This is a genomic window from Luteibacter sp. P1_D3 (genome assembly GCF_056406135.1).
This window is the reverse complement of record NZ_JBFUAT010000002.1, coordinates 17,958-35,130: the sequence shown is the minus strand read 5'-3', so window position 1 is coordinate 35,130 and position 17,173 is coordinate 17,958. Positions and strand designations below refer to the sequence as shown.

20 protein-coding genes are annotated in these 17,173 nt (G+C 64.1%); 18 read left to right on the top strand and 2 right to left on the bottom strand.

Features of this window, described 5'->3' with window-relative positions; translation table 11 throughout:
- Nucleotides 1-111 precede the first annotated feature (111 nt).
- From AC1DYM_RS02260 to AC1DYM_RS02225, 8 genes are all read left to right on the top strand, one after another.
- Nucleotides 112-447, top strand: a complete 336-nt coding sequence (locus tag AC1DYM_RS02260) for an FmdB family zinc ribbon protein (RefSeq protein ID WP_477335551.1) — start codon at nt 112-114, stop codon at nt 445-447.
- 96 nt (nt 448-543) lie between these two features.
- Nucleotides 544-1,113 (top strand): DUF3011 domain-containing protein, encoded by a 570-nt coding sequence (locus AC1DYM_RS02255; RefSeq protein WP_477335549.1) that lies wholly within the window; start codon nt 544-546, stop codon nt 1,111-1,113.
- Nucleotides 1,114-1,184: 71 nt separating this feature from the next.
- Nucleotides 1,185-2,954 (top strand): aspartate--tRNA ligase, encoded by a 1,770-nt coding sequence (gene aspS, locus AC1DYM_RS02250; protein WP_046969628.1) that lies wholly within the window; start codon nt 1,185-1,187, stop codon nt 2,952-2,954.
- 16 nt (nt 2,955-2,970) lie between these two features.
- The gene (locus tag AC1DYM_RS02245) at nt 2,971-3,609 is read left to right on the top strand and encodes an esterase/lipase family protein (protein ID WP_477335546.1); all 639 of its coding nucleotides are present in this window, start codon (nt 2,971-2,973) and stop codon (nt 3,607-3,609) included.
- A gap of 55 nt (nt 3,610-3,664) precedes the next feature.
- The gene (locus tag AC1DYM_RS02240; protein ID WP_477335544.1) at nt 3,665-4,414 is read left to right on the top strand and encodes a YebC/PmpR family DNA-binding transcriptional regulator; all 750 of its coding nucleotides are present in this window, start codon (nt 3,665-3,667) and stop codon (nt 4,412-4,414) included.
- Nucleotides 4,415-4,435: 21 nt separating this feature from the next.
- Nucleotides 4,436-4,954, top strand: coding sequence for a crossover junction endodeoxyribonuclease RuvC (gene ruvC, locus AC1DYM_RS02235; protein WP_046969625.1), 519 nt, complete (start codon nt 4,436-4,438; stop codon nt 4,952-4,954).
- Nucleotides 4,951-5,547 carry a Holliday junction branch migration protein RuvA gene (ruvA, locus tag AC1DYM_RS02230; RefSeq protein ID WP_477335542.1) on the top strand — a complete coding sequence of 199 codons (597 nt, stop codon included), beginning with the start codon at nt 4,951-4,953 and terminating at the stop codon, nt 5,545-5,547. Before ruvC ends, ruvA begins: the two co-directional genes overlap by 4 nt.
- Before the next feature lie 3 nt (nt 5,548-5,550).
- Nucleotides 5,551-7,452, top strand: a complete 1,902-nt coding sequence (locus AC1DYM_RS02225; RefSeq protein WP_477335540.1) for a potassium transporter Kup — start codon at nt 5,551-5,553, stop codon at nt 7,450-7,452.
- Between the two features lie 56 nt (nt 7,453-7,508).
- Here the strand turns inward: AC1DYM_RS02225 and AC1DYM_RS02220 are convergent, their stop codons facing one another.
- Both AC1DYM_RS02220 and AC1DYM_RS02215 read right to left on the bottom strand, forming a co-directional pair.
- A complete protein-coding gene (locus tag AC1DYM_RS02220; RefSeq protein WP_477335538.1) occupies nt 7,509-8,306 on the bottom strand; it encodes a hypothetical protein in 798 nt (265 codons plus the stop codon).
- A 1-nt stretch (nt 8,307) separates the two neighbouring features.
- Nucleotides 8,308-8,667 (bottom strand): hypothetical protein, encoded by a 360-nt coding sequence (locus AC1DYM_RS02215; RefSeq protein WP_477335536.1) that lies wholly within the window; start codon nt 8,665-8,667, stop codon nt 8,308-8,310.
- A gap of 350 nt (nt 8,668-9,017) precedes the next feature.
- Here AC1DYM_RS02215 and AC1DYM_RS02210 point away from each other — a divergent pair, with 350 nt between their 5' ends.
- The 10 genes from AC1DYM_RS02210 to queE all read left to right on the top strand — a co-directional run bounded on the left by AC1DYM_RS02210 (nt 9,018) and on the right by queE (nt 17,166).
- Nucleotides 9,018-9,815: a hypothetical protein gene (locus AC1DYM_RS02210; RefSeq protein WP_477335534.1), complete on the top strand. Its 798-nt coding sequence runs from the start codon at nt 9,018-9,020 to the stop codon at nt 9,813-9,815.
- Between the two features lie 71 nt (nt 9,816-9,886).
- Nucleotides 9,887-10,927, top strand: a complete 1,041-nt coding sequence (gene ruvB / locus AC1DYM_RS02205) for a Holliday junction branch migration DNA helicase RuvB (protein WP_046969630.1) — start codon at nt 9,887-9,889, stop codon at nt 10,925-10,927.
- The gene (ybgC, locus tag AC1DYM_RS02200) at nt 10,924-11,328 is read left to right on the top strand and encodes a tol-pal system-associated acyl-CoA thioesterase (RefSeq protein ID WP_477335532.1); all 405 of its coding nucleotides are present in this window, start codon (nt 10,924-10,926) and stop codon (nt 11,326-11,328) included. Before ruvB ends, ybgC begins: the two co-directional genes overlap by 4 nt.
- A 32-nt stretch (nt 11,329-11,360) precedes the next feature.
- On the top strand, nt 11,361-12,044 hold the full coding sequence (gene tolQ, locus AC1DYM_RS02195; protein WP_046969619.1) for a protein TolQ: 684 nt from the start codon (nt 11,361-11,363) through the stop codon (nt 12,042-12,044).
- A 9-nt stretch (nt 12,045-12,053) separates the two neighbouring features.
- Nucleotides 12,054-12,503: a protein TolR gene (gene tolR, locus AC1DYM_RS02190; RefSeq protein WP_477335529.1), complete on the top strand. Its 450-nt coding sequence runs from the start codon at nt 12,054-12,056 to the stop codon at nt 12,501-12,503.
- A complete protein-coding gene (gene tolA, locus AC1DYM_RS02185) occupies nt 12,490-13,428 on the top strand; it encodes a cell envelope integrity protein TolA (RefSeq protein ID WP_477335527.1) in 939 nt (312 codons plus the stop codon). Before tolR ends, tolA begins: the two co-directional genes overlap by 14 nt.
- 106 nt (nt 13,429-13,534) lie before the next feature.
- Nucleotides 13,535-14,863, top strand: coding sequence for a Tol-Pal system beta propeller repeat protein TolB (gene tolB, locus AC1DYM_RS02180; RefSeq protein WP_477335525.1), 1,329 nt, complete (start codon nt 13,535-13,537; stop codon nt 14,861-14,863).
- A 247-nt stretch (nt 14,864-15,110) separates the two neighbouring features.
- On the top strand, nt 15,111-15,620 hold the full coding sequence (pal, locus tag AC1DYM_RS02175) for a peptidoglycan-associated lipoprotein Pal (RefSeq protein ID WP_046969221.1): 510 nt from the start codon (nt 15,111-15,113) through the stop codon (nt 15,618-15,620).
- A 3-nt stretch (nt 15,621-15,623) separates the two neighbouring features.
- Nucleotides 15,624-16,469: a tol-pal system protein YbgF gene (gene ybgF, locus AC1DYM_RS02170; protein ID WP_477335523.1), complete on the top strand. Its 846-nt coding sequence runs from the start codon at nt 15,624-15,626 to the stop codon at nt 16,467-16,469.
- A 4-nt stretch (nt 16,470-16,473) separates the two neighbouring features.
- Nucleotides 16,474-17,166, top strand: a complete 693-nt coding sequence (queE, locus tag AC1DYM_RS02165; RefSeq protein ID WP_477335521.1) for a 7-carboxy-7-deazaguanine synthase QueE — start codon at nt 16,474-16,476, stop codon at nt 17,164-17,166.
- Nucleotides 17,167-17,173 lie beyond the last annotated feature (7 nt).

Sequence of the window (17,173 nt, the reverse complement as noted above, 5' to 3'; positions counted from 1 at the left end):
TGGCACTGGCACGGAACTCGCAGGTTTTCGCCCTATTGGTGCAATGCAATAGGGTTCCGGCGCGAAGCTTCCAGGTCGATAATCCCCGGCTGACGTTCAGAGAACCGCCCCATGCCCATCTATGAGTTCCAGTGCAAAGCCTGCGGACACCGCTTCGAGCGTTTGCAGAAGATGTCCGACGCCGATCCCACKGTCTGCCCGACCTGCGGCGAGCCCCAGGTCGGGCGCCTGTTGAGCGCGCCGCAGTTCCGCCTGGCCGGCGGCGGCTGGTACGAGACCGACTTCAAGAAGGACGGGGACAAGAAGAAAAATCTGGTCGAAGGGTCGTCGGGCGCGCCTGCACCGGCCGCAACCCCGGCAGCGGCACCCGCACCCGCGCCGGCGCCCGCCGCAGCGGCCCCCGCGGCCAAGGGCGGGGCCTCGTCCACCGGTTCGGGTAACACCTGAGTCGCCGGAAGGCGAACCTCTTCGCAACATTCAAAGGCCGTTGCAATTTCTTGCGCTAGCGTACCCCCACCATGAGAGCGACAACGGAGTGTGGGTATGCGCGGTGTGTTGATGGGCCTTGCCCTGGCGGCGATGGCAGTAACGATGAGCGCGGTCTCGCCGGTGGCGCAGGCGCAGCGCGGAACGATCGATTGCGGCAGTAGCAACAACAAGCCGGGCCGCTGCCCGGTGCGCTGGCGTGATGCGCAACTGGTTCGCCAGGATTCGAAGGCTGCCTGTGTCCGCGACCGGACCTGGGGCTTCGACCGGAACAGCAATGCTATCTGGGTCGACCGTGGGTGCCGCGGCATCTTCGCCGAGGCGGGTGGCTGGGGCGGCGGGCGGCCCGGCGATGACGGTCGCCCGGGCTGGGGCGACGGCCGTCCGGGTTGGAACGACGACCGTCCCGGTCCCGGTTGGGGCGGTGGTCCGCAGCGCACGATCGACTGCGGCAGTCACAATGGTGGTTACGGCCATTGCGATGTGGACACCCGCTACGGGCGGCCGCGCCTGATTCGCCAGGACTCCGACGCACGTTGCCAGGAGGGTTACAGCTGGGGCGTCGATCGCGATGGCATCTGGGTCGACAAGGGCTGCCGCGGGATCTTCTCAGTGGGCGGTCGCTGAGGGCTGAAACGCGAGGCGGGACCCCGGGTCGTGGTACGATCCGGGGTCTTTTCCCACGAAGCTTCAAGCGCATGCGCAGCCATTTTTGCGGACTCATCGACGAGTCGCTGATCGACCGGAACGTCACCCTTTGCGGCTGGGTCAACACCCTGCGCCTGCAGAGTCACGTGGCCTTTGTCGATCTGCGTGATCACGAGGGCATCGCCCAGGTGGTGATCGAGCGCGAGAACGCCGAGGCCTTCGCCGTTGCCGGCGAATTGGGTTACGAATACTGCATCAAGGTCACCGGCCAGGTCCGCAAGCGCCTCGCGGCCAACGACAAGCTGAAAACCGGTGCCGTGGAGCTCATCGCCGACAAGGTCGAGATTCTCAACGCCGCCCGTGATCTGCCGTTCGCGCTGCACGAGACGCCGAACGAAGACATGCGGATGACCTACCGCCACCTCGACCTGCGTCGCCCGGAAATGCAGCAGATGATGCGCACCCGGACCAAGCTGGTTCGCGAGCTGCGCCGTTACCTGGACAACGCGGGCTTCCAGGACATCGAAACCCCGATCCTGACCAAGGCGACGCCGGAAGGCGCGCGCGACTACCTCGTGCCGAGCCGCGTGCATCCGGGCCAGTTCTACGCCCTGCCGCAGTCTCCGCAGCTGTTCAAACAGCTGCTGATGATGGCTGGCTTCGATCGCTACTATCAGATCGCCCGCTGCTTCCGCGACGAAGACCTGCGCGCCGACCGCCAGCCGGAATTCACCCAGCTCGACCTGGAGTTCGCCTTCGTCGAAGAACGCGATGTGCAGGATTTCGTCGAGGACCTGATCCGTCACGTGTTCCGCGAAGTGCGCCAGGTCGAACTCGACGCCAGCTTCCCGCGCATGACCTATGAAGAGGCCATGCGCCGCTTCGGTTCGGATAAGCCCGACCTGCGTATTCCCCTCGAACTGACCGACATCGCCGACGCGGTGAAGCACGTCGAATTCAAGGTGTTTTCCGGCCCGGCCAACGATCCGGCCGGCCGCGTGGCCGCCCTGCGCGTGCCGGGCGCCGCCGACCTGTCCCGCAAGGACATCGACGGTCTCACCGAGTACGCCGGCAAGTACGGCGCCAAGGGCCTGGCCTGGCTGAAGGTGGACGACCTCGCCAAGGGTCGCGAGGGCATCAATTCGCCGGTGGCCAAGTTCCTCGACGACGCTGCCCTCGAACAGGTGCTGTCGCTCACGGGTGCCGCCTCCGGCGACATCGTGTTCTTCGGCGCGGGCGCCTGGAAGACCGTCACCGATTTCATGGGCGCGCTGCGGATCAAGCTTGGTCGTGACCGCGGCATGGTCGAAAACGCCTGGAAGCCGTTGTGGGTCACGGATTTCCCGATGTTCGAGTACGACGCGGACGAGCAGCGTTACGTCGCCCTCCATCATCCGTTCACCGCGCCCAAGGTCGACGATATCGCCGATCTGCGCGCGAACGCGGCCAACTCGGTGAGTCGCGGTTACGACATGGTCCTCAACGGCAACGAGATCGGCGGCGGCTCCATCCGTATCCATCGGCCCGACATGCAGAGCGCGGTGTTCGACCTGCTCGGTATCTCCGCCGACGAGGCCGAAGCCAAGTTCGGCTTCCTGCTCAAGGCCTTGCGCATGGGAGCGCCGCCCCACGGCGGCCTGGCGTTCGGCATCGACCGCATCGCCGCGCTGATGGCCGGCACGGAATCCATCCGCGACGTCATTGCGTTCCCGAAGACCACCAGCGCGCAGGACCTGATGACCAACGCCCCGTCGCCGGTCTCCGAGCCGCAGTTGAAGGAACTCCACGTTCGCGTCGCCGCTGCGGAGCCGAAGGCCTGACCGGCGCGGCATACCGATGACCGACAACCTGCCCGAGGTCCTGCTGCTCCACGGTCTGTGGATGCGGGGCTTCGCCATGGCGATGCTGCACCGTCGCCTGCGCGAGGAAGGTTTCAGCGTTCACCAGTTCGAATACATGAGCGTGGCCGCGCCGCCGGAGCAAGCCATCGCCCGGTTGCGCAAGCGAATCCGCAGCCTCGGCCCGGGGCCGGTCCATGTGGTCGGGCACAGCCTCGGCGGCATCCTCGCCCTGCTGGCCTGCCGGGATGACGATTTGCCGCAGGGCCGGATCGTCTGCCTTGGTTCACCCCTCAACGGCAGCGGCGCCGCCCGGGGCCTTACCCACCGATGGGGTGGCGACATGCTGCTGGGTCGGTCGCGCGAACTGCTCGAGCACGGCCTTGACCGGTGGGATGGCGCCCGCGAGGTCGGCATGATCGCCGGGCGCATGCCGGTTGGCCTGGGCGCTTTCGTAGGCGCGCTGGGCGCCGAGCACGATGGCTCCGTCGGCGTGGAAGAGACGCGTCTGCCCGGCCTGGCTGGCCACTGCGTGCTGGAGACCAGCCATACGGGAATGCTGGTATCCGCGGATGTCGCCAGGCAGGTCGCTGTTTTTCTTCGTGGCGGGCGGTTCGACACCCCCTTAGCCCCTTAACGTGATTGCGGCTAGAATCGCGCCCTCGTCAGTCCGGTAGAGCCAGGAATCGCACATGGGTAGAGGCCCGTCCATCGAAGGTCGCAAGAACGCCGAAGACGCCAAGCGCGCCAAGGTGTTCACCAAGCTGATCCGCGAAATCACCATCGCCACCCGTGGCGGCGTGCCCGATCCCAACGGCAACCCGCGCCTGCGCGCGGCCGTGGACAAGGCCCTGGCCGCCAACATGACCCGTGACACCATCGATCGCGCGATCAAGCGCGGCTCGGGTGCCGAGGGCGGTGCCGACATGCACGAGATCCGCTACGAGGGCTACGGCCCGGCGGGCACCGCGCTGATCATCGACTGCGTCACCGACAACCAGACCCGCACGGTCGCCGACGTTCGCGCCGCGCTGACCAAGCTGGGTGGCAACCTAGGTACCACCAACTCGGTGGCGTTCCAGTTCACCCGTGTGGGCCAGGTCGTGGTCCATACCGGCGGCGATGCCGATGTCGAGGCGAAGCTCGAAGAAGCCGCCATCGAGAACAACGCCGAAGATATCGTGATCGAAAACGGCATTGGCAGCGTCCTGCTGGTGGCCGACCCGATCGCCGTCGAAGCCATGCGCAAGGCGCTCGCCGCCGCCGGCTTCGAGATCGACGGTTCCGACGTGGTCATGCGCCCGAACGGTCCGCTGGTCACGCCCTCCGGCGAGGCCCTCGAGCATTTCGAAAAGCTGCTGACCCGTCTGAACGACCTCGACGACGTGGACGAGGTCTACCACAACGCCATCCTGCCCAGCCAGGATGCGGAAGACGCGTGAGCTCGTGAATCCCTCGCTGTCATGACCCGTATTCTCGGTATCGATCCGGGCAGCCAGCGCACGGGTGTGGGCGTGATCGACGTGGCCGATAACGGCACGTTGACCCACGTCTGGCACGGCGCGCTCGTCATCGGCGGGGAGGCCACCTTCCCGCTGCGCCTCAAACGCATCTTTGACGAACTCTGCGAGATCATCGGCGAACACGGACCGGTCGAAGCTGCGATCGAGCGTGTCTTCATGGCGCGCAACCCCGACTCGGCCCTGAAACTGGGTCAGGCGCGTGGCGCAGCCATCGTTGCCATGGTCAGCAAGGGAGTGGTCGTGCACGAGTACGCAGCGACCGAGGTCAAGCAGGCGGTGGTCGGAACGGGCCGCGCCGACAAGACCCAGGTCCAGCACATGATCGGGTTGATCCTTGGCATCAAGGGTCCGCTACAGGCGGATGCCGCCGATGCGCTGGCGATCGCGGTCGCCCATGCGCACACCCGTACGAGTCTTGAACGCGTGGGTATCCCGCGCACGGCATGGAGACGCCGATGATCGGCCGACTGCGCGGAACCCTCATCAGCAAGCAGCCACCCTCGCTGCTCATCGAGGTCGGCGGCGTCGGTTACGACGTCGATGCCCCGATGTCCACGATCTACGATCTTCCGGCCACGGGCAAGGAAGTCACCCTGCTCATCCATTACGCGGTGAGGGAGGATGGCGTTTCTCTTTACGGGTTCCTCCGGGAACCCGATCGGGCCATGTTCCGGCACCTGCTCAAGGTGAGCGGTATCGGCGCGAAGATCGCCCTGGCTGTCCTTTCCGGTGTGTCCACCGACGATCTTTCGCGGCTGGTACACGCCGGGGATGTGGTTGCGCTCACCAAGATTCCAGGCATCGGCAAGAAGACCGCCGAGCGCATGGTGGTCGAGCTGCGCGATCGCGTCGACGCGGTGGGCGTGCGCCTGCCCTCGACCGTCGCCGGCGATGCCATGCCGGCCGATCCGGTGGCCGAGGCCACCGTCGCCCTCCAACAACTCGGTTACAAGCCCGTGGAAGCTTCGCGTCTTGTGCAGAAAGTCGCCGCCGACGGCGACACCGCCGAAGCCATCATTCGCAAGGCGCTACGCGCCGCGCTGGGAAGTTGAACCATGGGTCAGCACAACCACGCTGAAGAGTTGCGCAACGCGCACGGCAAGAAACTGGCCGCGCTCGCGCTCGGTGCCATCGGCATCGTCTTCGGCGACATCGGTACGAGTCCCCTGTACACGATGAAGGAAACACTCGGTACGCATGGCATGACGCCCCAGCCGCTGGCCGTGCTCGGCGTGCTGTCGCTGATCTTCTGGTCGTTGCTGATGGTGATCTCGCTCAAGTACGTCACCTTCGTCATGCGCGCGGACAATAAGGGCGAAGGCGGCATCATGGCGCTGATGGCCCTGGCCCAGCGCAGCGTGAGTGGTTCGCCGCGTGCCCGTTGGGTGCTCGCCGCCATCGGTATCTTCGGTGCGTCGCTGTTCTATGGCGATGGCGTGATCACGCCCGCCATGTCGGTGCTCTCGGCGGTCGAAGGTTTGGAGGTTGCCGCGCCTTCGCTGGAAACCTATGTGTTGCCGATCTGCCTGGTGATCCTTGTGGCGCTGTTCGCCATCCAGCGGCACGGTACCGAGATCGTCGGCAAGGCCTTCGCGCCGGTCATGGTCGTCTGGTTCCTCGTGCTTGCATGGCTGGGTCTGCGCCAGCTCGTCAAGCATCCGGAGGTGCTCTACGCGCTCAATCCGACGTATGCCGTGCGCTTCTTCATGGAGCACGGCCGACAGGCCTTCATCGCCCTCGGTGGCGTGGTGCTTGCACTGACCGGCGGCGAAGCGCTTTATGCGGACATGGGGCACTTCGGCAAGAAGCCGATCCGCCTCGCCTGGTTCTTCTTCGTCCTGCCCGCGCTGTTGATCAACTATTTCGGGCAGGGTGCGCTACTCCTGCACGATCCGAGCGCGATCGAGAATCCGTTCTACAAGATGGTGCCGGAAAACCTTCTGTACCCGATGATCGCCCTGGCCACGGCCTCTGCGGTGATCGCCTCGCAGGCGGTGATCTCGGGCGCCTTCTCGATGACGCGTGAAGCGATGTCGCTCGGCTACTCGCCGCGCATGGCCGTGGTGCACACGTCGCACGAAATGTCCGGACAGATCTTCGTGCCCTGGGTCAATCGCCTGCTGCTCGTCCTCGTGGTACTGGCGGTGATCGGCTTCCGCTCGTCGAACAATCTCGGCGCGGCCTACGGCATCGCCGTGACAGGCACGATGACGATGACCACGCTGCTGGCGCTCGTCGTCGCGCGCTACCGCTGGCATTGGCACTGGTCCGCGGTCATCACGGTGGGCGTGATCTTCCTGATCACGGACCTGGCGTTCTTCGGTGCGAACGCGCTGAAGATCGCGCATGGTGGCTGGTTCCCGCTGGTGCTCGGCGTGGTGATCTTTACGGTCATGACCACCTGGCGCCGGGGCAGGGACCTCGTGGTCCGCGAGATCAAGCAGTCCGGCCTCGCGCTCGAGCCCTTCGTTGCCAACATCTCGGACCATCCGCCGCTACGCGTGCCGGGTACGGCGGTGTTCCTCACCGCCAACCAGAATTCCGTGCCGCACGCCATGCTGCACAACCTCAAGCACAACAAGGTGCTGCACGAGCGCAACGTGCTGCTCACCGTGGAAATGCTCGAGACGCCCGTGGCGGACTACGACGAGCGCATGGAAGTGATCGAATACGGCGGTGGCTTCTACGGCCTGCAGCTGCGCTACGGTTTCGCCGAGGATCCGAATATTCCGTTCTCGCTGAGTCGCGCCGGTGCCAAGGGTCTCGACTTCGACATGATGGATACGACGTTCTTCCTGTCGCGCGAAAACATCGTCGCCGACGCGCGTCGTCCGGGCATGGCCCTGTGGCGCGACAAGCTGTTCGCCTTCCTCGCGCGCAACGCGATGCCGGCGACGGCGTTCTTCCAGATTCCGGGTAACCGGCTGATCGAGTTGGGCGCGCAGGTCGAGATTTGAGCGAAGAGCCCCGGCCAGATGCCGAGGCTCTCGCGCGTCACGATGGGTGCTCCCATCTAGCTTTCTGCCAGAGCTTTGGCGATTCCAACGAGGCGAGCCTGGTTGGAGCCGTGTTGCTCGGGATGGTGGGGCTGCAGTCGAAGTGAATAGATCTTTCGTTGGTTAGCCCACCCGACGGTTACCAGCGTGTGTCCTGAAGCGCCGCGCGCCGTTCGGACACTTCCTGGTTGTCCGTGAATGTCGATGTTTATCCATTCCTTGATTAGCGTGATGGACTCCCGTCCCGCGGCGTGATCAGTCTCGTTGAGGACAACGATACCCAGATCGGGCAGATCGAACGTTCTGGTGAGTCCTGTCCACCGTCCATCGATCAGGCCCCCGGACAGGCGCACTTCCAGTAAGGTCGCCGCCGAAAGGTCCGAGGATCCAAGGCTAATCGGAGTTACCTTTAAAGCTGGTTCCACCTGCTCCAGCGAGTTGAAAGACCGGTCGTGGCGAGCGATGGTGGTCGATTGATTCGCGAGATTGGCGCTGATTGCAGATCTTAGGTCGACCGGGTCTCCCGCGTGAGTATCGTAGAATCCCTTGTCTTGTTGCTGAGCGATCTGGGCGCGGATAGCGTCTGTTTGCACCTCGGTGTTCCAGGAATCTGCCAACGGCACTATGTGCAAGCCGGGCCTGAAGTCCGCCTTAGTCAGGTCTACGCCGTTATCGTGGGCCTCTGACAACTGCGCGGTCGTAAACTGCGGTGCGATCATCGTCTCGACGTCGGCAAGCGCGGCCTTGGCGCTTCCGGACATGAGCATAAAGCTTGTCAAGGTGGCAGTGATGCGTGTCTGCTTGCGACTATTCATTTCACCACTCCGTTAGATTGCAGTCGGTTGCGATGGTCTGCGCGACGTGGTTCACATACCAATCGTCGGTGAAGAAGTGCGTGCCTGTGACGGTATTTCGCGTAGCGTCCATGCGATCTCCGGCGTAGGATCGCCACGTAAAGTCGCGCGGTGACGCAACTGTATGGCCGTCGATAGCACCAAATCCGACGTGCGTACTGAACGTGTTCATCCAATAGCCGTTCATTAAGGGTCTGTCATAGGTGACCGACTCATTGACGATGCCTGCCAGGCAATTAGCCCGACTAAGCCATTTGATTTCGGCGGAAGCGTCTGTTGCGATGATTCCCGCGATTGTTGCGGCCATCAGTCTTGCTCTCATTTTTACCCCTCCATGCCCCTGGGTCAGTGCAACTTGACGATAGGAGGAGCGCAACTCGCATGGCAGTGGTCACTGCAGGACGATTCTTGTCAGCGGTGCACAGATCGAGTGTAAGCGGGGCGTCTGGCACTTCCTCGGCGAGTCCGTACATCTCGTGGGTAAAGCCTTCACATGCAGGCTGACTAAACGGACTTGGCTTGTCGGCGGTCGCCGATGAAAACGAGGCGAGTTGATGGTTAGCCTTGATATTTCCGGACGGCTTATGTGATTCGAGGTGAACTCATGCTTGCTGCGAAGCATGTCTCGGCAGTCGTGCCTGGCGGCTGTACGAGTGCGTGTGTCGGTGTGACATGAGCGCTTTTCGCGAACGGCGTTCACTGTCTTGCGCGGTTACCGTCAGTGCAGTTGTTATTTTAGTCACCTCGCTGTCGGCACAGGATCGGGGCGGCGATCTACCTCGTCCATCGTCAAGCGCCGTCGCGGAAGCCCAGATGGAAGGCTTGGATCTGCGTCGGCTTCCCATGACAAGGGGCCTTCATATCGTGTCGCTGGATGACTCGCCCTTCGTTGGAGCCATGGCACAGCAGATGCGAGGTGAGATCGCCGAGCAGGCCAAAGCAGGGGCGTACATGGTCGAAAAGACGAAGATTCCGGATCTTCGTGCGGCCATAAACGCCGTGAAGCCCACGCGGACCATGTCCGGGTTGCTCGATAAGCGATACCACTCGCTGGCGGATATTCTTCCGCATCTTCGGTACGAGCCTATCTCGGTGGTGGGCACCGTGCTGGATACGCAACCGATGGTGGAAGCAACGACAGCGGGAGGAGTGACCGATGGCCGGTGGAGCGGGGTGACGCGCTCATGGGACATAGCGGGCCTCGGCTTCGTGCAGCTTGACGAGTCCGAATATCGCGAGACCGGCGGCTCCATCACGCTGGTCAAGGAGTGGCTCAACAGTGACGTCAATGGGACGCCGGCGACCCTCAAGACCATGCGCTCGGCGGATGGGGCGACGCTGGTCTCGATCAGCTGGGTCACCGAGAGCATAGATTTTCGTCTGAACCTTCAGCCGGTTCACGCCGATGCGGTCGAGGCGAACCAGCGCGCGCTGCGCGACCTTGCGACCAAGTTGGGGCGCCGTACCTGACGTGCTGGCAGTGTGAGAGGGATGGCCCCTGCGGGGGCTGTCCCGCTCCCAGACCTGCCATAATGGCGCCCATGTCCGAGCACCGCATCATTTCAGCCACCGCCGCCATGGACGACGATGCGCTGGAAGCCAGCATTCGTCCGAAGCGCCTCGCCGAATATCTCGGCCAGGAGACGGTGCGTGAGCAGATGGCCATCTATATCGAGGCGGCACGGCGCCGGCAGGGTGCGCTGGACCACGTGCTGATCTTCGGGCCCCCCGGCCTGGGCAAGACAACGCTCTCGCACGTCATCGCCAACGAGTTGGGCGTGAACGTGCGCTCGACCTCGGGTCCGGTGCTGGAGCGGGCGGGGGATCTCGCCGCCCTGCTGACCAACCTCGAGGCGAACGACGTCCTTTTCGTGGACGAGATTCACCGCCTGTCGCCCGTGGTCGAGGAAGTGCTGTACCCGGCCATGGAGGACTTCCAGATCGACATCATGATCGGCGAAGGCCCCGCGGCCCGCTCGATCAAGCTCGACCTGCCGCCCTTCACCCTGATCGGCGCCACGACCCGCGCAGGCCTGCTTACCGGCCCCTTGCGCGACCGGTTCGGCATCATCCAGCGGCTGGAGTTCTACAGCGTGGACGAACTGACCGCGATCGTTCGTCGCGCGGCGAAGATCTTCAATATCGAGTGCGATATGGACGGGGCGATCGAGATCGCTCGCCGCTCGCGGGGCACGCCCCGTATCGCCAACCGGCTGCTCCGCCGGGTGCGCGACTTCGCCGAGGTGCGTGGTGACGGCAAGATCACCCACGACCTGGCACGCGCCGCCACCGACATGCTCCGGGTCGACGCCTTGGGCTTCGACGACCTCGACCGCCGCCTGCTGAAGACGATCATCGAGAACTTCGATGGTGGCCCGGTGGGCGTCGAATCGCTGGCGGCCGCCCTGAGCGAGGACCGTGGCACCCTGGAGGATGTGGTCGAGCCCTACCTGATCCAGCAGGGCTACCTGATCCGCAGCGCCCGTGGCCGCATGGCCTCCGCCAAGGCCTGGCGCCACCTGGGCCTGACACCGCCGCCGCGTCAGACCGTGGCCCCGGACCTGTTTTCGGACGACGCATGAGCGTTTTCAGCTGGCCCGTAAGGATTTACTGGGAAGACACCGACGCGGGTGGCGTCGTCTACCATTCCAACTACCTTCGCTTCATGGAGCGGGCCCGTACGGAGTGGCTGCGAGCCCAGGGCATCGACCAGGTGACCCTGCGTGAAGCCACGAGCCTGGGCTTCGTGGTCCGGGACATGCAGCTGGACTTCCTGCGCCCGGCCCGTCTGAATGATGAACTCCTGGTCAGCGTGGGCGTCAAAGAACGTCGTTCAGCCAGTATGCTGTTCGATCAGGAGATTGTGCGCGGGGGCACAACGCTGGTGCGCGCTACGGTGCGCGCGGCTTGCGTGAACCTCGACACGATGCGCCCGGCCCAGATTCCGGCGGACCTGTTCCCCAACGAATTCCCCATTACCTAAAGCCATAGATACCGGCGGAGAGCCTTCAAGCGATGAACGGTGGACTGAACATTTTCAAGCTGGTGGCGGAAGCGAGCCTGCCCGTACAACTGGTCATGCTCCTGCTGCTGGTGTTCTCGTTCCTGTCGTGGGTGATCATCATCCGCAAGTACGGCCAGCTGAAGACCGCCCACGACAACGCCGAAACCTTCGAAGACCGCTTCTGGTCGGGTGCGGATCTCGCCGCCCTGTTCCGTGAGGTGGGCAACCGCGAAGGCCAGCATGGCATCGAGAACGTTTTCGAGGCCGGCTTCCGTGAGTTCGCCCGCCAGCGCCAGCGCCGCGTGACCGACGCCAACCGCGTCATGGAAGGTTCCGAGCGCGCCATGCGCGTGGCCGGTACCCGCGAGATCGGCAAGCTCGAGCAGAACCTCGAGTTCCTCGCCAACGTCGGTTCGATCAGCCCGTACATCGGCCTGTTCGGCACGGTGTGGGGCATCATGGGCGCCTTCCAGGGCCTGGGCGAAATGAAGGACGTGACCATTTCCGTGGTCGCGCCGCACATCTCCGAAGCGCTGATCGCCACGGCCATGGGTCTGTTCGCCGCCATCCCGGCCGTATGGGCGTACAACCGTTTCGCCACCAAGGTCGAGCGGATCGCGTCGCGCTACGAGGTCTTCCAGGAAGAATTCTCCTCGGTGCTGCAGCGCCAGATCCACGCCGACGACGTCGCCTGAGCCCGCGCCATGGCCACGCGTAGTCCTCATCGCCGCCAGAAGCGGAAGCTGAAGTCCGAGATCAACGTCGTGCCGTACATCGACGTGATGCTCGTGCTGCTGATCATCTTCATGGTCACCACGCCCATGATGAATCTCGGCGTCGACATCCAGCTGCCGCAGACCAATGCCAAGTCCCTGCAGGACAAGAAGGACCCCGTCGTCGTCTCCGTCGACGAKGGTGGGCAGATCTACCYCACTGCCAACGGCGCAAAGCGCGAGCCGGTGAGTGTGGACGAGTTCAAGGCCAAGATCACCGCGTTCCACGATGCGAATCCCGAACTCCAGGTGCTGATCGCCGGCGATGACCGCGTCGGCTATGGCAAGGTCTACGCGATCCTCCCGATCCTTCAGGAGGCCGGTATCTCCAAGATCGGCCTGATGAGTCAGCCGCAGTCGGCGCAGAATGGAAAACCGTAACGGCACGCCCCGCGCGGTTGTCCTCGCCGCGCTTCTCCATCTGGGCATCGTGGCCTTCCTCGGCTTCGCGATCATCCCCTGCACGGACTACGAAAAGTGGGCCGAGGCATTGGGCGTGCCCGCGGAATGGAACCCGCTGAAGTGTCCGGCACCGATCCAGCTGCCCGGCCAGATCATCGAGGCCACCCTGATCGGCCCCACCGGCGCGCCGCCGCCGAAGCACACGGCCAAGCCGGTGCCGAACACGGTGCCCCCGCCGCCTGCGCAGCCCACGCCGACCCCGCCGGAGCCGGAGAAAAAGGTCGAGACCTTGCCGCCACCGCCTAAAACCCCGGCCCTGAAGGATCAGGAGAAGGTGGTCGACGATGCCGTGCAGAAAGCCGAGAACGCCAAGCAGCTGCAGGAAGAGCAGCAACGGCAGCGACAGGCTGAGCTCGACGCGCAGCAGGAAGAGAAGAAGAAGCAGAAGCAGAAGGAGATCGACGAGATCTTCAAGCAACTCGATGCGGCGAAGAGTCAGACCAAGCAGGCAGACAGCAAGAAGAAGCAGGCCGACCAGCAGTTGAAGGACCTGGAGAACGCCAAGGATGACGGTCGCGAGGACCTGCCCTTCGCCGAGAAGGTCCAGTCGGGCCAGAACGGAAAGGACAACAGCAAGCAGGCGTTGTACATCGCGGCCATTCAGAACGCGGTGACCCCGAACTGGCTGCGTCCTGACAACATGCCCAGCGCGCCCTGCATGGTGCACATCACCCAGATCCCGGGTGGGCAGGTGCTCAGTGCCAAGGCCGACTCCAGCTGTCCTTACGATGCCGCCGGCAAGGCGTCCATCGAAAATGCCGTGCTTCGGGCCCAGCCGTTGCCGTACGCCGGCTTCGAGGACGTGTTCCAGAGAAACCTCACCTTCACGTTCCGACCGCAATGATGCTGCTCGCTCCGCCCGGTCCCGGGTGGGGCGGTTCAGATTCGGGTCATGCTGGCCCGGCCCATCGCGTTACCATGCCGTCGCCGTCCCACATTCCCAGGTCGCAATGAACTCGCCCATGCGCAGAATGCTTTCCCGCCTCGCCCTCCTTGTGGTCGCGCTGACCGCCTTCGCGGCCGGCCCCGCCGCCGCCCAGTCGCTCAATGTCGACATCGTCGGCGGGCTCAAGACCGCGACGCCTATCGCCGTGGTCCCCTTCGCCCAGGCAGGCGGTGCGCCGCTGCCGACCGACGTGGCCGATGTCATCCGCGCGGATTTCAATCGCTCGGGTAAATTCCGCTCGCTCGACAAGGCTGACATCGTCGAGACGCCTTCGCAGGGTTCGGAGATCAAGTTCCCGACCTGGCGCCTGCTCAAGCAGGACTTCCTGACCATCGGTCGCATCAGCGATGCCGGTGGCGGCATGCTCAAGGTCGAGTACGAGCTCTGGGACGTCAACAAGCAGCAGAGCCTGCTGGCCCAGTCGTTCACTGCCCCGGCGGGTGACCTGCGTGGCGTCGCCCACCAGATCGCCGACCAGATCTATGAAAAGATCACTGGCGTCCGTGGCGCCTTCTGGACCCGCGTCGCCTACATCACGGCCGTGGGTACCGGTAATAACGCCACCTATTCGCTGATCGTCGCGGACTCGGACGGCTTCAACCCGCAGACCGTGGCCCGCTCGCGCGAGTCGCTGCTGTCGCCTTCCTGGTCGCCGGACGGCAACAAGATCGCCTACGTCTCCTTCGAGAGCGGCAACTCGGCCGTCTATGTGCAGAACATCTCGACCGGTTCGCGCAGCCTGATCGCCGCCCATCCGCGTGGGATCAACAGCGCACCGGCCTGGTCGCCGGACGGCAGCAAGCTCGCCGTCAGCCTTTCGTACGTCGGTAACCCGGAGATCTTCGTGATCGACGTGGCCAGCCACGCCGAAACCCGTCTGACCAACAACTTCTCGATCGATACCGAGCCGACCTTTACCCCGGACGGCCAGAGCATCCTGTTTACCTCGGATCGCTCGGGCAAGCCGCAGATCTACCAGATGTCCGCATCGGGTGGTGCCGCGACGCGTGTCACCTTCCAGGGTGGCTTCAACGCCAGCGCCTCGGTGAGCTTCGACGGCAAGCAGATTGCGATGGTGCAGGGCAACGGGAACGTGTATCGTATCGCTATCATGGACCGCAGTCTGGGCGGGCAGGTGCGCTTCGTTTCCCCGGGTAACGTGGACGATTCGCCCAGCTTCGCGCCAAATGCCAGCATGCTGCTTTATGCGGCATCGCAGGGTACGCGAGGTGTCCTGTATGCGGTTTCGGCAGACGGTCTGGTACGCCAACGCCTCGTCCTTGCGGACGGTGACGTGCGCGAGCCGTCGTGGGGACCCTATAGACAGCGTTGATGGCGCGCCCATTTCGGGCTGCGACATTGGCAACGTCCAGGGAAGGGGCGCGGGTGTTCCGCGCCTTTTCTGCGGACGCAAGGTTAACCGGCAGTTGCTTTAAAGGCAGTCGCCGGAACGAAGACGCAGGGTGCGGGACAGCGCCCCGTCGGCGTAGATGTAAGTAGAAAAACAGCCGGACAACCGGCGGTGCCTGTCCCGAAACCGTAAATCGACTGTCGGAACTCAACTGTTGAAGGAACGTCCCATGAATAAGACCGTTAGCGTCACCCTGGCCGCCCTGCTTTGCGTGGGCGCGGTCGCCTGCAACAAGAAGCAGGTCAAGACCCCGCCGGCTCCCGTCCAGGAACCGGTTGCTCAGACCCAGGCCCCCACCAACGACGGTAAGTACCAGCCGTCGGATCTCGATACCGATGCCTGCCTCCGTCAGCGCGTTGTGTACTTCGATTTCGACAAGAACGATGTGAAGCCGGAATTCCAGCAGATCATCGCTTGCCACGCCAAGTACCTGCAGGACCGTCCGCAGTCGGCCATGACCCTCGAGGGCAACACCGACGAGCGCGGTACGCGTGAGTACAACCTCGGCCTCGGCGAGCGCCGCGGCAATGCCGTCTCCAGCGCCCTCCAGGCGGCTGGTGGTTCGGCTGCCCAGGTCAACGTCACGAGCTACGGTAAGGAAAAGCCGACCTGCCGTGAGCACAACGATGACTGCTGGTCGAAGAACCGTCGCGTTGAGATCGTCTACACCGCGAAGTAAGTAATGAAGAAGCTTCTGGCTATCCGTTTTACGGCCAGGCTTGGCGTGGCGGGCGCAATTGCGTCCGCCACGCTTTTTGGTCTGCCCGTCCATGCACAGGACTCTCGCTTGAGTCTGGCCGACCGTGTGTCGCGCCTCGAGCAGCAGTCGCAGAAGGACGCCGGCACGACGACACTGGTCAACCAGGTCAACGATCTCCAGCAGCAGCTCTCCCAGCTGCAAGGCCAGATCGAGGAACTGCAGCACCAGAACCAGCAACTCCAGGATTCCCAGAAGGCGCAGTACGCGGATGTCGATTCGCGGCTGAGTCGTCTCGAAAAGGGTGGAGCAGCGCAGGCGTCATCGCCAGCCGCGCCCGCCAATGCACCTCAGGCACCGGCTCCCACGCCGACGGCCGTGGGCCCGGCAGCGGGTCAGCAGGCGGCCGCCGCACCTGCCAATGCGCCGGCTGCAGCCAGTGCCACCGAGCAGGCCGCCTACGACGCCGCGTTCAAATCGCTGCGTGCCGGTGACTACGTCACGGCCTCGCGGGGTTTTCGCGATTTCCTGACCAAGTACCCGGACAGTGCGCTCGCGCCCAACGCCTATTACTGGCTGGGTGAGTCGTACTACGTGACCATGAACTATCCGGTCGCGATCGAAGCGTTCCAGCGCCTCGTCAAGCAGTATCCGCAGAGCGACAAGGTCTCCGATGGCCTGCTCAAGGTTGGCTACTGCCAGATCGAACTGAAGCAGCAGGACGCGGCCATCGCGACGCTGAAGCAGGTCTCGGCCAAGTATCCGGGCACCAAGGCCGCTGGCCTTGCACAGGAACGCCTGCGTCGTCTGCAGCGCCAGACGGCCAACTGAGCCCATGAACGGTAACACCGCAACTCCGGCGGACGTTCCGCCGGTCGCGCCCGTCGCGGACCGACTGCGGATCACCGAGATCTTTCACTCCGTGCAGGGCGAAGCCGATGCGATCGGCTGGCCGACCGTGTTCGTGCGCCTGACCGGCTGCCCGCTGCGCTGCGTCTGGTGCGATACGGAATATTCCTTCCACGGCGGTCAGTGGCACGACATCGATGCCATCGTCGCGCACGTCGCCAGCTTCGGCGCGAAGCACGTGTGCGTTACGGGTGGCGAACCGCTCGCACAGAAGCGCTGCCTGGCCCTGCTGCGCAAGCTGTGCGATGCAGGCCACGAAGTGTCGCTCGAGACCTCCGGTGCCCTCGACGTCTCCGGTGTCGACCCTCGCGTCCGCAAGGTCATGGATCTGAAGGCGCCGGACTCCGGTGAGAGCGCGCGCAATCTGTGGTCCAACCTCGACCACCTGCTGCCGCACGACCAGGTCAAGTTCGTCATCGCCAGTCGTGGCGACTTCGAATGGGCACGCGATGTGGTCCGCGAGCACGCGCTCGATCAGCGTGTGATGCCGCTTTTTTCCCCGGTGTGGTCGAAGGTCCAGCCTCGCGAGCTGGCCGAGTGGATCCTCGCCGAACGCCTGCCGGTACGATTCCAGTTGCAGTTGCACAAGCTGCTGTGGAACGACGCGGCCGGTCACTGACAAACCA